Below are 15,175 nucleotides of genomic sequence, written 5' to 3'. Positions count from 1 at the left end.
CGGCGCGGCATGTCCACCTCCTGTCACTGTCCTCCAGGGGCGGGGGTAACTCGTTGGTTTCACGGGATTTTCCGTGCTACGACGCCAGCGAGTCAGAGGGAGTCGGGCGGGACACGTGCTCGTTGTACCGGGGTGCGAGTCTTGCAAAGGGGTGGCGCCCCGTTGACCAGGTTACAGGAGTCCAGGCGTGTTCAGTCGTCTCCAGCGCTTCTACACGTCCATCAAGGTTGTCGCGGACATGGTGATGCTCGCGGTGGCGTTCGCCTTGGCGTACGTCACGCGATTCTCCGGCATCGTCCCCGTCACGGAGGGAATCCCGCCCTGGGAGGACTCGCTCGTCTCGCTGCTGATGGTGCTCGTCATCTTCCCGGCGGCCTTCAAGCAGTCGCGGCTCTACGCCACGAACCGCTCCCGGACGAACACGGGTGAGGTGTTCGAGGTCTTCAAGTCCACCATCACCGCGACGCTCATCCTGGTGGCGGCGACGTACTTCGCGCGCGAGCGGTACTCGCGCCTCACGCTGGTCATCTTCGTCGTCTATGCCTTCGTGCTGGTGACGTGCAGCCGGCTGGCGTTCCGCTACGTGCTCAGTGAGATTCGTCGCCGGGGACACAACCTCAAGTCCATCCTCGTCATCGGCGCGGGAGAGCTGGGCCAGCGCGTCGTGGAGACGGTGGAGGGCCACCGGGAGCTGGGCTTCCGCGTGACGGGCCTTCTGTCGCTGCGGCCGGAGAAGGTGGGCCAGTATGTCAACGGGGTGCGCATCATCGGCCACGTGGACGACGTGGAGCGCGTGCTGGACGCGCAGCCGGTGGACCAGGTCTTCCTCGCGCTGCCGCTGCAGGACCAGGCGCACGTGAAGCGGCTGATGGAGCAGCTGGCGCTGCGCACGGTGGATGTGAGGGTGGTGCCGGACCTCTACCAGTACATCACCCTGTACGGTGGGCTGGAGGAGTTCGGCGGTCTGCCCATCATCCGCCTCCAGGGCGACCCGATGGAGGGCTGGAGCCGGGTCTCCAAGCGCGCCTTCGACATCCTCTTCTCGCTGCTGGCCATCCTCGTCACCGCGCCGCTCATGGCGGCCACTGCGCTGGCGGTGCGGTTGAGCAGCCGCGGGCCGCTGCTGTACCGACAGGAGCGCATGGGGATGGATGGCCGCACCTTCCACATCCTCAAGTTCCGCACCATGCGCGTGGATGCGGAGCACTCCGGCGCGATGATGGCGCGCAAGGATGACCCGCGCCGCACTGTCATCGGCACCGTGCTGCGCAAGTACTCGCTGGACGAGCTGCCGCAGTTCTTCAACGTGCTGACGGGCGACATGAGCCTCGTCGGTCCGCGCCCCGAGCGCCCCGTCTTCATCGAGGAGTTCAAGCGGCAGATTCCGCGCTACCACCTGCGGCACAAGGTGAAGGCGGGCATCACCGGCTGGGCGCAGATCAACGGCCTGCGCGGTCAGACGTGCATCGAGAAGCGCATCGAGTACGACCTGTACTACATCGAGAACTGGTCGCTCTTGATGGACCTGAAGATTCTCGTGCGCACCGCGCTGGGCGGCTTCCTCTCGAAGAACGCCTACTGAGCGAGCAGGCGTGCCCAGGCCACGGATTTCCGTGGCCCAGGCCTCGTGTCCGGCACGGTTTTCCGTGAGCCCGACTCGAAGTGGAACGCGGTCTCTACTGGAGGTTCCAGACGACGGTGCCGGTGCACGTCGTATTGCTGTAGCAGCCGGCGCGAACCTGGAGCGTGCCGGACGTGGTGGCGGTGAAGCTCATGCTGGAGCCCCGTCCGCCGCACGCGTCGTCATTGGCCGAGGACTGGGTGGCGCCGGTGAAGAGGCGCAGGTAGGTGTCCCCGGTGAAGGCCGCGCCCGTGGCGCCGCAGGTGCCCACGGTGAGGACCTGCCCCGCGGTGACGCTGATGTCGCGGTTGGTGGTCGCCTGCTGGGCGCTGTTGGTGTTGCTCCCGTTGAAGGTGAACGAGCCGGACGTCGCGGGCGGTGGCGGTAGTCCGGAGAGCTCCCAGACGACGGTGCCGCCGCAGCTTCCGCTCGAGTAGCAGCCGGCGCGCACCTCGTACTCGCCCGCGGTGGTGGCGGTGAAGGTGATGCTGGAGCCTCGGCCGCCGCACGAGTCGTCGTTGGCGGCCACGGAGGTGCCCGTGGGGCCGAAGAGGCGCAGGTAGGTGTCCCCGGACGTCTTCGCGCCCGTCAGGCCGCATGTGGCCACGGTGAGCTGCTGGCCGGCGGTGAGGGCCAGCTTCTTGTTGACGGTGTTCTGCTGCGCGCTGTTGGTGTCGGAGGCGGTGAAGGCGAAGGAGTTGGCCGGCGGGGGAGGCTCCTCCGGGGGCGGCTCGCCGTTGCCGTTGGGGTTGGGGCACCCGGCGGAGGGGAGCGCGCACGTGGGCAGGAGCGAGCCCAGGTGGCTGACGACGGCCTGGATGGGCACGCCCCGGTTGGGGCAGTTGGCGCAGTGGTGCAGGGAGACGACCAGGTGGTCCGAGTAGCCGACCACGGGCGAGCCCGAGGAGCCGCCTTGCGTGTCCGCGAAGTAGCCCACGTCATTGGGGCCGCCGGATTGGCAGGACGCCTCGTTCAGGCTGTAGACCTCCGCGAAGCCGGACTCGTCGCGGGAGTCCGTCGAGGTGACGGCGATCTTCTTGCCGTAGCCCGCCGGGTGCTGGGGAACGTAGATGCGCTCGTTCACCACCGCGCCGGTGCCACGGACCTGGAGGTAGCCGAAGCTGTTGGTCGGATTCACCGCGAGCCGCACCAGCGCGTAGTCGCGAGGCGCGTCCGCCTGCACCAGCGTGCCGCCGGAGATGACGTGGCCCGGACAGCCGAACCAGCTCCCGCAGCTCGTCGCACAGGTGGCGCCCTCGGCCATGAACTCGAAGTCGGTGTTCTGCGCATCGCTGGCGGTGCCGATGCAGTGCTGGTTCGTCAGGACGTGGCCCTGGCTGCCCACGAGCCAGCCGGTGCACGCGCTGGAGCCGCCGATGAGCAGGCGCGCGACGGGACGGGCGCGGCCATGGAGGGTCGGCTCGCTGGTGGCGTAGCAGGGCGCCCAGCCGGAGTCGTCCGGTCCGCACAGGGCCTTGTCCAGCTCGGACGTGAAGCCCTTCTCCGCGTTGGTGTAGCCGCGCGCGAAGCGGTCGATGGTGTAGCCGTGCTGGTTCAGGATGCCGCGGCGCCCCGCGGAGTCTCCGCTGTGCAGCTCGATGATGGCCGTGTCGCCGGGGATGTGCATGGCCCAGAAGCCGTCGCGCGCGCCCGGGTGCGTGCCGTCATACCGTCGCGAGCGGGTGCCGTCCGGCGAACGCACCACGACGAAGTCTCCCTTCTCCAGCTCCAGCCGCTCGAAGTGCGCGGCGATGTACGCGGCCCCCTCGTGGGTGATGACGTCGGTGTGGAGTGGACCGCTTCGCGCGCGCAGCTGCGTCGAGGCATAGGGATGCGCCGACTCGAAGCGCCGGTACACGTCCTCGCCGACCTTCGTGGCGCGCTGGGAGGCAGGGGAGGCCGCCACCTCGCACACGGGGGCCGAGGCCAGCGCGGTCGGCACGCCTGACAGCAGCAGCGCGACGACGAGACCTGCGAGCTGGATTCGTTTCATCTGTTCTCCTGAGGGGATGGGACTTCGCAGCTCAGGCTGCACAACCGGTTATACCGACCATCACCGAGAGTCCCGCGTCGCTGTTGTTAATCCAGTTGCAGGAGCGCGAGGATGTGTGGGGCTGGTGGCGTTTGTGTTGGGGAAGGGTTGGGGAAGCAGAAAGGACACCGCCTCGCGGGGAGGGCGGCCGGCGGAGGCCCGTCTGATTTCACACGGAGCGCGATTGTTGCCGCCGGGTTGTGTGCGAGCCGCCCCGGGGGCAGGCCGAAATGACGCAAGGAGAGGCGGGGAGTCGGCCCCGAGTGGGGGCGAAGCCGTCTAGACTCCGGGGGGCATGGCGGAAAAGCTCGGAGCGATTCTGGTCCGCAAGGGCCTCCTCACGCAGGCGCAGCTCGACGAGGCCCTGAAGGCCCAGCTCATCTACGGAGGGCGGCTGGGCTCCATCCTCATCGAGCTGGACTTCATGGACGTCGACACGGTGGCCATGGTGCTGGGGGAGCAAACGCGCTACCCGGTGGCCCAGGAGGCCGACTTCGAGGCCGTCACCGACGCGACGTTGACGTTGCTGCCGGCGGCGCTGGCCGAGAAGCACCTGGCCTTTCCGTTGGGCCAGGAGGGGCGCCGGCTGAAGGTGGCGATGGCGAGCCCCTTCGAAATCCAGCACACGGACGCGCTCGGGTTCATCACGGGCCTGCGCATCCTGCCGCACATCACTCCGGAGCTGCGGCTGTTCCATTACCAGGCGCAGCGCTACGGCATCCGTCGCGAGTCGCGCTCCATGAGCATGGCCACGGCGCGGCGCGTGGCGCAGCCTCGGGGCGCGGTGGCACCGGCGCCGGTGCGTGGGGTGATGGTTCCTCCTCCCGAGGTGGCTCCGCCTCCGGCGCCCGTGCGTGCGGAGCCGGGCACGGAGGGGATCTTCGGGGGGCTGGCGCCCGGACAGTTCCTGAGCGACGACGCCGAGGACGTGGCGGCGGAGGATGTGCAGTGGAGCGCGCCCGTGGCGGGGATTTCGGACGACGCGTTGGCGCCTCGTGAGAGCGCTCGGGCCGAGGCGGGGCCTCCGGTGCTGGCTCCCGCGGGGGCGGCGCGGCCCTCGGGGCCACCGCAGCTGGCTTCCGTGGATGTGGCGCGAGGGGCGACACGGCCGGAGGGGCCGCCCCGGCTCGCGCCGACGAAGCCGCCCCGGCTTGCGCCGCCAGTGATGTCTCCCACGCTGGAGGCTCCGGAGGAGCTCGAACCCGTGGAGGAGTTCGAGGCGGCGGAGGAGCTCGAACCCGAGGAGGAGCTGGAGCTGGTGGACACCGAGGAGGTGCTCGAGGGCGTCATGGAGGAGGTCGTGGAGACTCCCGCGCCGCGCAGCCCGGTGTTCTCGGGGCCAGGGGCTTCGCTGACGGAGGGGCAGGGAGGGGCCGCGCAGCCGCCAGGGATGGTGTCGCGGCAATCGGGAGGGCAGTGGTCTCCGCACCAGCCGCCTGGGTTGAATCGGGCGCCTGGGGCAGGTGGAGGTGCGCCGCTTCCGTCTGGAAATGCGGGAGCGAGGCCGCCTCCGTCGGTGATGGGGCCACCGGGCATGACTGGAGCGGTGCGGCCCGGCGTCGGTGATGCGTCGTCGGTGAAGCCTGTGGCCGCGCCTGGAACGACGTCACCCGCGCCGTCGGGTGCTCCCGCGAATGTGGGAGGCGCGCGTCCCGGACAGCTCACTGAGCAGGCTGTGCCCGCGTCGGCTGCGGTGCCTCCGGGGCTGGTCGGTCCTGGTGGCAGGCCTCCTTCGGGGACGGGGATTCCCTCGGTGCCGCAAGGCCCGGGCGCGAGGCCTCCTCCGGGAGCAGGGATGGCGTCTGCTCCAGGGCCGCAGGGAATGGGGCCTCCGGGGGCCCGTCCACCGTCGGCGACGGGGACTCCTGTTGTCGCGGGACCCGTGCCGCCAGGAATGGCGGGCACGAGGCCTTCGAATGTTGGCCTTCCCTCGGTGCAAGGCGCGGTTCCACTGGGAATGGCGGGTGCACGGCCTCCTCCTCCGAGCGCGGGCATGCAGCCGGTACCGGGACCACAAGGGGCCATCGGCGCTCCCGCGCAGCCAGGGCCGCAAGGTCCTGTGCCTCCGGGGATGATGGGGGCACGGCCTCCGTCGAGCGCGGGCATGCCGCCTGTGCAGGGGGCTGTGAGCGCTCCCGTGTCGCCGGGACCGCAAGGCCCGGTGCCGCCGGGGATGCTGGGAGCACGGCCTCCATCGAGTGCGGGGATGCCGCCGGTGCAGGGACCTCCGGGTGCAGTGGGTGCTCCTGGGGTGATGGGACCGCAAGGTCCCGTGCCTCCGGGGATGATGGGGGCGCGGCCTCCGTCGAGCGCGGGGATGCCGTCGGTGCAGGGCTCTCCGGGGCCCGCGGGCGCGAGTGCTTCCTTGGGGCAAGGCCCGGTTCCGCCAGGGATGGCGGGGGCACGACCGCCACCTGGGGCCCCTGTTGTTCCAGGCGGGCCGCCGGGGATGACTGGTGCGCAGGTTCCGCCGGGACTGGCGGGGGCACGGCCTCCGTCGAGCACGGGCATGCCGGGGGGGCAGGGCGCTGCTGCCGTTCCCGTGGCGTCGGGGCCGCAAGGTCCCGTCCCGCCGGGGATGATGGGGGCACGGCCTGCGTCGAGCGCGGGAGCTATTCCCTCGGTGTCGGGGCCTCCGGGACCTGTCCCTCCAGGGATGGGCGCGCGGCCTCTCGCGGGGCCAGGGCCACAAGGCGTGGTCACACCGGGGGCACGGCCTTCGCGTCCAGGGCTGCCCGCCGTGTCGGGTCCTGCTGGCGCGGTGCCGCCAGGAATGGCGGGAGGGAGGCCACCCTCGGGAACGGGCCTTCCCGTGGTCCCAGGTCCGCAGGGAGGGGTTCCTCCAGGGCTGAATGTGGCCTCGGGAGGACGACCGGCCTCGGGAGGGAGTGGTCCCATGGGGCCCCCACCGCCGGGAGTGGCGCGTCCGCCGCAGCCTGGAGTGCCACCTCACGCGCAGTCCGGAGCAGCTCCATCCGTGCTTGTGGATCCTCCGCACGCGCCGGAGTTGACAAGGCCCGTGCCTCCGCCAGGCATGCCGCCTTTTCTGGGGGCGGCACCTGCGGCGGTGGCTCAGGCCAACGCGGCACCAATGTCCCCGCGCGGCGCGGATGCGGGCCTTGAGGAGTCGCGCGATGTCCGTGCGACCGAGGCTCCCGGGGCTTGGAGCGCGTTGAGTGAGGGAAGCTCCTTCTCTGCCACCGCCTCGGTTGTCGCCGAGCGTGAAGGCAGTGCAGCGGGTGTGACGACGGAAGCGTCGGCGTCATGGAGCATCGCGAGCGAAGTGGGGACGCCCGAGGTCGCTGCCTCAGCGGCTGCACCGCGCGAGGACACCAAGGCTTCGTCCTCGTCGTGGAGCATCACCCGTGAAACGAGTGCGGCTGAGCTCGACGCGTTGGCGGATGCCGCGCGTGAAGCCGTGAAGAAGTCGTCCACGTCATGGAACATCGCGAGCGAAGTGGGTGCGGCGGAGGCGGAGGTCGGCCCGTCGGCGGTTGCCGCGCGTGAGGGCGGTGAGGAAGCGCCGACCTCAACGTCATGGAGCATCGCGAGCGACGCCGATGTGCTCGATGTCGATGCCTCGGTGGATGCCGCGTTTGAGGGCGTGACGGGAGCCCCCTCCTCATGGAGCCTCGAGAGCGAAGGTGCTCCGGTCAATGCCGCTTCAGCTCACGCGGTCGCGTCGATGGCTGGTCGTGAGGGCGGCGCACTCGATGGCGCATTCAGCCTGACGAAAGTGGCGCACGGGGACACCGCGGTCGAGAAGCCCGATACGACGGCAGCTGAGTCCGTCGCGAGCGAGGCTCACGCACGGGATGATTCGCTGGCGCCGAATCCGTCCGAGCGCTCATTCGGAGAAACCAACATTGCCGCAGTGGACGTGGAGCCACTCGCAGCGGTGCTCTCATCGATGGAGGTTGGGCAGAGCGAGCACAGGTCGTCGCGTGTGCTCGGCGAGGTTCATGCCTCTGACGTGCAGCTCGCCGCGTCCGTCCGGATTTCTCCCTCGACGGATGTGAACTCGACCGAAGTCACCACGTCCGAGGCGGCTTCATCACTCGGCACGGATGCCTCCGAGGTCACCCCGTCGTTCGCCGAGGCGAGCAGTGAGGTCCTGGTCGCCGAGGTCGCGACGGGTGTTGCCAGTGCGACGACAGGCGTCGCCACCGAAGCGTCCACCTCGGTGGTGATTGCTTCGAACAATGCTGCTCCCATAGAGACCGCGACGGTCGCGCCCAGTGCCTCGACCGAAAGCTTTAGCGAGCACGCTTCGTCCGAGATGCCGCTGCCTCTCGTGTCGCTGCCTGTCGCAAGTGAAGCAACCTCGTCCGACGTCGCGCCCCCTGCTGCTCAAGTGTCTCCAGCCGGTTTGCCCGAAGACGTGGCCTCCGAAGTCGCCGCGCTGGAGGTTCTGGAATCGGGCACCTCCGCCGAACCGACGACCGAGCAAGCACAGCCACGGTCCGCGGCAGAGCAGGGTGATGGAGCGCATCGTCCACGAGGCTCGACGTCCACGGACTCGTGGGGCGTTGAGGAAGCGTCCGACGCGAGTCCGTCCACCTCGAGCGTGCTGTCCACCCTCGCCACGGAGTCGACCTCCGTCGCCTACTTGGATCCAAGCGCCGAATCGGCCTCGACGCACGAGACCAGTCTCACGGGCGCAGTGGACTCTCTTCACCCCGCACAAGGCACCACGTCCACGAGCGATGGCGAACCCTGGAAGCTCGTGAGGTCGACGCCGAGTGACGCGGGCCGTGCCCACGAACAGCACGAGCCCACCACGTCGGACACATCCCCTCAGCCGAAGAACCTCACGGGTGACGAGGACGCCAGCGAGTCGCTCGAACTGGAGGCCGCCGGCACATTGCTCGCGTCGCATGGCGAGCAGTCCGCGCACGTCATAGCCACGCCGCGGCGCGATGCCGACAAGTCGTCCCTCGCTTCCGCGGGCGATTTCCCGTCCGACACTCCGCATTCCAGCGGCGGGAAGTCCGTCCCGACCGCGCGCGACGACGGTGCTGAAGACTCCGGACCGTCCTCCCTCGCCACGGAAGTACAGGCTCCGACGTCCACGGACGGCACCGTGGTCTCGTTGGACGCGGTCCGCGCGGCGAACGCGGAGGCCGCTGGGGCCATCCCGGGGCCCTCCGACGACGTGGCGGCCGTGCCTTCCGCGCCGGCACCTCGTCCCGCTGCCACGCGGCGCGCGCCCATCGAATTCGATGACCTGCCCGCCACCGATGACTCACCCATGCAGCTCGCCTCGACCTGGGAGTTCGTGGGGTGGCAGGGCTCCGAGGGTAGCGGCACCATCGGTCATGTCGCGGAGAACACGTGGGACGACCGCGCGGTGGACCTCGATGGCACGGCGCCTCGCGCGGCGCTGGCGGGAGCCCCCGCGAGTGAGCTGCCTCTCTCCTCCGCTTGGGACTTCATCCAGCAGCCGTGGCAGCCCCAAGCCCGCGAGCAATCGGAGGCGCTGAAGGAACTCCTGGCCGCGTCGGATGCTCCCACGGGGACCGGAAGCGAGAGTCCGGCGGTGTCGGCGGAGCAGGTGCTCACGGCCCTCGAGGACGTGGGGACGCAGGGCGTGCTCGGCAAGGTGCTGCTCGCGTACTGCGCCGGACGCTTCCAGCGGGCCTTCCTGCTGGGAGAGAGCTTCGGGCTCGTGCGCGTCGGGCATGCCTGGGGACCGGGAAGCGACAGCCCCCAGGTCTCCGCGCTCAAGGTGGACCTGGAGGCTCCCTCGCTCCTGATGTCCGCGCTGGATCAGCTCGGGCCCAGCAGCTTCGACACGCCCTCGTGCACCCAGGACGAAGCCATCTTCACCGCGCTCGGCGGCCCGTCGTCGCGACTGCTCGTCATTCCCATTCGAGCCCGAGGCCGCCCCGTGGCCTTCGTCATCGCCGACTCGGGTGGCGAGCCCGTGGCCACCACGACGCTCGATGAGCTGACGCGCGTGTCCGCCAAGGCCTCGGAGGTCTACGACCGTCTCCCCGCCTCACGCGCGGACTGAGCCTCGCGACGGGGGCGGCGCGAGGTCCGTCCCGGGTACGGAGGCCCCGAGCAACGCATCGAGACGAACCAGAGAGGCGGAGACGCACGATGAATCGTGAGCAGCCCTGGGTGTGGTCGGCGTTGCATCGAGCAGTATGGGTCCTGGCCTGGATGTACACGGGTGTCGCCGGAGCCGTGACGCCAACGAGCGTGACGAAGGTCTCCCGAGTGACGGGGGCCACTCCCGCGGGTGAAGTCCTTCCCAATCCCAATCAGACCCACGTGAATCACGAGGTGTATGGGACGGACCTCGGCATTGTCTGGGACAAGGGTGGGGGAGAGGTCTTCGTCCTCTTCGGCGACACGTTCGGCGCGGGCTGGTGTGGCAACGGCGGGTGCGGAACCGGCTGGCGCAGCAATGTCCTCGCGCGCTCTTCCGATACGAACCTGGCGGATGGCCTCACCTTCGCGTCGATGGTCCAGGACTACGCCCGGCACGCGAAGGAGGTCCTCCCGTCCAAGAAGATCAACAACGACGAAATCACCGTCATCCCCACGGCGGGCGTCACGGTGGGCTCGCGCCACTTCATCCACTACATGTCCATCCACCACTGGGGCGAAGCCGGCCACTGGTACACGAACCACGCGGGGCTCGCGTACTCGGACGACAACGGACAGACCTGGGCGAAGCACCCGAGCGCGCGCTGGTGGAACAACGCCTCCTGGACGAACAACTTCCAGATGGCCGCGCTCATCAAGAATGGTGGGTTCGTCTACCTGTACGGGACGCCGAACGGACGCTACGGCAACGTCCACCTCGCGCGAGTGCCCGAGGGCTCTCTCCTGGACATCAACGCCTACCGCTACTGGGACGGCAACGGCTGGGCCGTGTCCCAGGCCGCCTCCCAACCCGTGGCCATCGGCATCGCGGGAGAGCTGTCCGTCTCCTACAACGCGGCGCTCGGCCGGTTCCTCATGACGTACCTGAACGAGCACCGTCAGGCCGCCGTCATGCGGGATGCGGGGACGCCCGTGGGGCCGTGGAGCGGTGAGAAGATCCTCGCCCTCGGCAGTCAATTCCCGGGCCTCTACAACGCGTTCATCCACCCGTGGGGCAACTCCGCGACGAGCCTCTACTTCGTCATGTCGCAGTGGACGCCGTACAACACCTTCCTGATGAGAGCGACGCTCGTGGCGGATGCGGACGGAGACAACCTCCTCTCCGAGCCCGGCTTCGAGTCCCAGTCCGCCACACCCGTGACGGCCCCCTGGTACCCGGTGGGCAACGCCGGCGTGGACCGCAACGTCGGGCAGGCGCGGACCGGGCAGGACAACGGCTTCGTGCGCTACAACTCCGGCTGGAACGCGCTCAAGCAGAGCGTCGTCGTCCAGCCGCACACCGACTACACGCTCCGAGGATGGGTCCGCACGTCCTCGAACAACACGACGGGCTACTTCGGGGCACGCGGGCCGGGCAACGGCGCCATCCTGGGTGAGCGCGCCTTCGCCTCGCTGCCGGCGTACACGGAGCAGGTCGTCACCTTCAACTCCGGCCCCCACGCCATCGTCGAGGTCTACGGAGGACTCTGGGCGAACGAAGACACCTGGCTCCAGATCGATGACGTGAGCCTCAAGCGGGGCACCAACCTCGTGGCGCACGCGGGCTTCGAGCAGCAGTCCTCCACGAGCGCGACGTCACCCTGGTACCCCGACGGGAACGCGGGCATCGACCGAGGCGCGGGCTTCGCGCGGACGGGCGCGAATAACGCCTGGGCCCGGGGCACGCAGGGCTGGCACGCCATCAAGCAGGAAGCCGCCGTGACGCCCCACACGCGCTACACGCTGAAGGGCTGGGTACGCACGTCCGGCGCGCACAATGACGGCTACTTCGGCGCCCGCCTGCCCAGAGGTGGCCCTGTCCTCTCCGAGGTCCACTACACCCAGCCGCTGTCGGGCTACACGCAGCTCTCGGTGAGCTTCGACTCGGGGGCGAACCACTCGGTGGAGCTGTTCGCGGGCCTGTGGGCCTCCGGCACGGACACCTTCATCCAGGTGGACGATGTGACGCTGACTCGCGACTGACGCGAGCGCGGGGTACACAAACGGCAAGGGCCCCGGAACCATCGGCTCCGGAGCCCTCGTCACCACGGATGTCCGTGTGTGGCGCTCAGCTGCAGCCGCTGGTGGCGCCGCAGTTGCCGCACTTATAGCAAGCGCCGCTGCGCACCATGATGGCGCCGCAGGTGTGGCAGGGCGGGGCGTCCGCCTGGTTGAGCCACGTGGCGCGGGTGTTCTGCGCGGGGAGCGACAGCGAGGCCACCTGCGCGGGCAGGGCGGGCTGTGTCGCGGGCGCGTCTGCCCGGGCCAGGAGGGTGTCGTCCACCGCGTCCTCGTTCGGCAGGAACTTCAGCTCCAGCCACCGGAAGATGTAGTCGGTGATGGACTTGGCGATGGGGATGGCGGGGTTGCCCGTGAAGCCGCTCGGCTCGAAGCGCGTGTGGCTCAGCTTGTCGACCATCACCTTGAGCGGCACGCCGTACTGGAGCGCCAGGGAGATGCTGGTGGCGAAGCTGTCCATCAGCCCGCTCACCACCGAGCCCTCCTTCGCCATGACGATGAACAGCTCGCCCGGCGCCCCGTCCTCGTACATGCCCACCGTGAGGTAACCCTCATGGCCGCCGATGGAGAACTTGTGGGTGATGGAGCGCCGCTCGTCCGGCAGCCGGCGCCGCACGGCGCGAGGCTCGGGTTTCACCGCGGGCTCGACGACCGTCGCGGCGGCCACCGGAGCCTTGCGCGTGTCCTTCACCGTCTCCTTCGAAGTGTTCAACGGCTGCGTGCGCTTGCACCCGTCGCGGTACACGGCCACCGCCTTCAGGCCGCGCTTCCACGACTCCATGTAGGCCTTCTCGATGTCCTCCACCGTGGAGTTCGACGGCATGTTCACCGTCTTGGAGATGGCACCGGAGAGGAACGGCTGGCAGGCCTCCATCATCTGGATGTGGCCCATCCAGTGGATGCTGCGCTGGCCGTTCGCCGGCTTGAAGGCACAGTCGAACACCGACAGGTGCTCGGCCTTCAGGTGAGGGGCGCCTTCAATCGTGTCCGCCTTGTCCAGGGCGCTGATGATGTCCTGCGCCTGCGTCTGCGGATAACCCAGCTTCTCCAGCGCCTGCGGCACCGTCTGGTTGACGATCTTCAGCATCCCGCCGCCCACCAGCTTCTTGTACTTGATGAGCGCGATGTCGGGCTCGATGCCCGTGGTGTCGCAGTCCATCATGAAGCCGATGGTCCCCGTGGGCGCCAGCACCGTCACCTGGCTGTTGCGGTAGCCGTGCACCTCACCGAGCGCCAGCGCCGCGTCCCACGCCGCCTTCTGCGCCGCGTGCAGCTCCGATGTCACGCCCGTCGCCGAGACGTTGTACGCCGCCTTGCGGTGCTTGCGGATGACGCCCAGCATCGGCTCCGCGTTCTTCGCGTAGCCGGCGAACGGGCCCTGCTTCTCCGCCATGCGCGCGCTCATCGCATACGCCTCGCCGCACATCAGCGAGGTGATGGCGGACGCGTAGTTGCGGCCCGCGTCGGAGTCATACGGCAGGCCGGACGCCATCAGCAGCGCGCCCAGGTTCGCGAAGCCCAGGCCCAGCGGTCGGTAGTCGTGGCTGTTCTTGCCGATGCGCTCGGTGGGGTAGCGCGAGAAGCCGACGATGATCTCCTGCGCCAGCAGGAGCACGTCCACCGCGTGCTTGAAGGCCGGCACGTCGAAGTCGCCGGCGATGTCGCGGAAGTGCATCAGGTTCAGCGACGCCAGGTTGCACGCCGAATCGTCCAGGAACATGTACTCCGAGCACGGGTTGGACGCGTTGATGCGCGCCGTGCCCGAGCACGTGTGCCAGTGGTTCACCGTCGTGTCGAACTGCATCCCCGGGTCGCCGCACAGGTGCGCGGCCTCGGCGATTTCGCGGAACACGTCCCGCGCCCGCAGGGTCTCCAGAGGTTGGCCATCGCGCACCGCGCGCGTCTGCCACGGCCCGTCGGAGACGACGGCCTTCATGAAGTCGTCGGTGACGCGCACCGAGTTGTTCGAGTTCTGGAAGAACACCGACGCGTACGCCTCGCCGTTGAACGACGGGTCATACCCGGCCTCGATGAGCGCCCAGGCCTTCTTCTCCTCGTGGGACTTGCACCGGATGAACTCGAGCACGTCCGGGTGGTCCGCGTTGAGGATGACCATCTTCGCCGCGCGGCGCGTCTTGCCGCCGCTCTTGATGACCCCGGCGAAGGCGTCGAAGCCGCGCATGAACGACACCGGGCCGGACGCGGTGCCACCGCCCGCCAGGAGCTCCTTGCTGCCGCGGATGGTGGACAGGTTGCTGCCCGTGCCGCTCCCGTACTTGAAGAGCATGCCCTCCGTGCGCGCCAGCGAGAGGATGGAGTCCATGGAGTCATCCACGCTGTTGATGAAGCACGCCGAGCACTGCGGCTGCGCCTCCACGCCCACGTTGAACCAGACGGGCGAGTTGAACGACGCCTTCTGCTTCAGGAGCAGGTGCGTCAGCTCCGCGTGGAACGTCTCGCGGTCCGCCTCGGTGGAGAAGTAGCCGCCCTCCACGCCCCAGCGCGCCAGCGTGTCCACCACGCGCGCCACCAGCTTGCGCACGCTCGTCTCACGCTCGGCCGTCCCCGGCGTGCCACGGAAATACTTCGACGCCACGACGTTCGTCGCCAGCATCGACCAGGAGCGGGGGACCTCGATGTTCTTCTGCTCGAAGACCGCCTTGCCGTCCTCACCGGTGATGCTCGCGCTGCGGTACTCCCACGCCAGCTCGTCCGCGGGGTCCACCCCAGGCGTCGTGAAGTAGCGCTCCACGCTCAGCCCCGTCGCGGCGACCTTCACCTTGCCGCGTCCCGCCCGCCGCTCCTTCCCGCTCACCATGGGCTTCGCACTCAGCTCCTTCTCCATGTCGCCACCCCTCCGGATTCACTCTGAGTTGAAATGCAAAATTTAGCGAAACGCTAAGGGCGCGAGATTCCGAAGGTTCCTGGGACGTCACGCGGACAGGCGTGGACGACTCCGGAGCGGACTCGCGAAGCGCTTCCTGGGAGGCCAAAGGCCCCAGACTTCAGCTGGTGAGATTGCCTGGCCGCTGGCCGGGCGGCCGGATCAATACGTGTTTAGGCGCGACTGATCAAGAACAGCACTGACCCCACTAATAGTGCTGGGAAGTGTCGCACACACCACAAAATGGGCCTCTGGCGCCGAGCCTCGGTGCGGGGGAAAGCCGTAGCGGCCTGTAGCACGACCGGCCAGGAGGGGCAGATTCATGGCCTTTTCCACGCCAAGTCAAGGGAGGCTCTACGTTTGCTGATAACAGCTGGCGAGGCATGTAGCGTCACTCCGATGCAAACGAGCGTGATCACTGGGGGACGTTTGCTGGGAGTCTGTGCATCAGCCCTGTAGCGCGGTAGGGGCGAAGGCCCGATTCGTCATCTGCCCGTCTGTTCGGTCCGTTGTCCGGCGGACA

General features: G+C 68.9%; 7 protein-coding genes and 1 pseudogene. 4 read left to right on the top strand and 4 right to left on the bottom strand.

The window, feature by feature from the left end; translation table 11 throughout:
* The first annotated feature begins 187 nt into the window (after positions 1-187).
* Positions 188-1,582: an undecaprenyl-phosphate glucose phosphotransferase gene (locus ACN469_RS41890; RefSeq protein ID WP_498777728.1), complete on the top strand. Its 1,395-nt coding sequence runs from the start codon at positions 188-190 to the stop codon at positions 1,580-1,582.
* Positions 1,583-1,676: 94 nt separating this feature from the next.
* Here ACN469_RS41890 and ACN469_RS41885 read toward each other — a convergent pair whose 3' ends face one another.
* Entirely contained in the window at positions 1,677-3,614 is a 1,938-nt protein-coding gene (locus tag ACN469_RS41885) for a trypsin-like peptidase domain-containing protein (protein WP_498777726.1), read from the bottom strand.
* A gap of 334 nt (positions 3,615-3,948) precedes the next feature.
* Here ACN469_RS41885 and ACN469_RS41880 point away from each other — a divergent pair.
* A pseudogene (locus ACN469_RS41880) lies at positions 3,949-4,320 on the top strand (cyclic di-GMP-binding domain-containing protein, MshE-related); the annotation flags it as partial.
* 44 nt (positions 4,321-4,364) lie between these two features.
* On the opposite strand, the gene ACN469_RS41875 reads toward ACN469_RS41880, so the two are convergent.
* Together ACN469_RS41875 and ACN469_RS41870 are read right to left on the bottom strand one after the other, a co-directional pair.
* Positions 4,365-4,943: a hypothetical protein gene (locus ACN469_RS41875; protein WP_498777984.1), complete on the bottom strand. Its 579-nt coding sequence runs from the start codon at positions 4,941-4,943 to the stop codon at positions 4,365-4,367.
* A 2,670-nt stretch (positions 4,944-7,613) separates the two neighbouring features.
* Positions 7,614-7,856, bottom strand: a complete 243-nt coding sequence (locus ACN469_RS41870; protein ID WP_498777982.1) for a hypothetical protein — start codon at positions 7,854-7,856, stop codon at positions 7,614-7,616.
* Between the two features lie 523 nt (positions 7,857-8,379).
* Here ACN469_RS41870 and ACN469_RS41865 point away from each other — a divergent pair.
* Both ACN469_RS41865 and ACN469_RS41860 read left to right on the top strand, forming a co-directional pair.
* Positions 8,380-9,669, top strand: coding sequence for a hypothetical protein (locus ACN469_RS41865; RefSeq protein ID WP_498777968.1), 1,290 nt, complete (start codon positions 8,380-8,382; stop codon positions 9,667-9,669).
* Positions 9,670-9,758: 89 nt separating this feature from the next.
* The gene (locus ACN469_RS41860) at positions 9,759-11,732 is read left to right on the top strand and encodes a glycoside hydrolase family 183 protein (protein ID WP_498777724.1); all 1,974 of its coding nucleotides are present in this window, start codon (positions 9,759-9,761) and stop codon (positions 11,730-11,732) included.
* 85 nt (positions 11,733-11,817) lie between these two features.
* Here ACN469_RS41860 and ACN469_RS41855 read toward each other — a convergent pair whose 3' ends face one another.
* Positions 11,818-14,613, bottom strand: a complete 2,796-nt coding sequence (locus tag ACN469_RS41855) for a vitamin B12-dependent ribonucleotide reductase (RefSeq protein WP_498777722.1) — start codon at positions 14,611-14,613, stop codon at positions 11,818-11,820.
* Between the last annotated feature and the right edge of the window lie 562 nt (positions 14,614-15,175).

The sequence above is a fragment of the Corallococcus terminator genome, assembly GCF_049194865.1.
Lineage (GTDB): Bacteria > Myxococcota > Myxococcia > Myxococcales > Myxococcaceae > Myxococcus > Myxococcus terminator_A.
The sequence above is the reverse complement of the archived record's forward strand: the minus strand, read 5'-3'. Positions and strand labels throughout refer to the sequence as shown.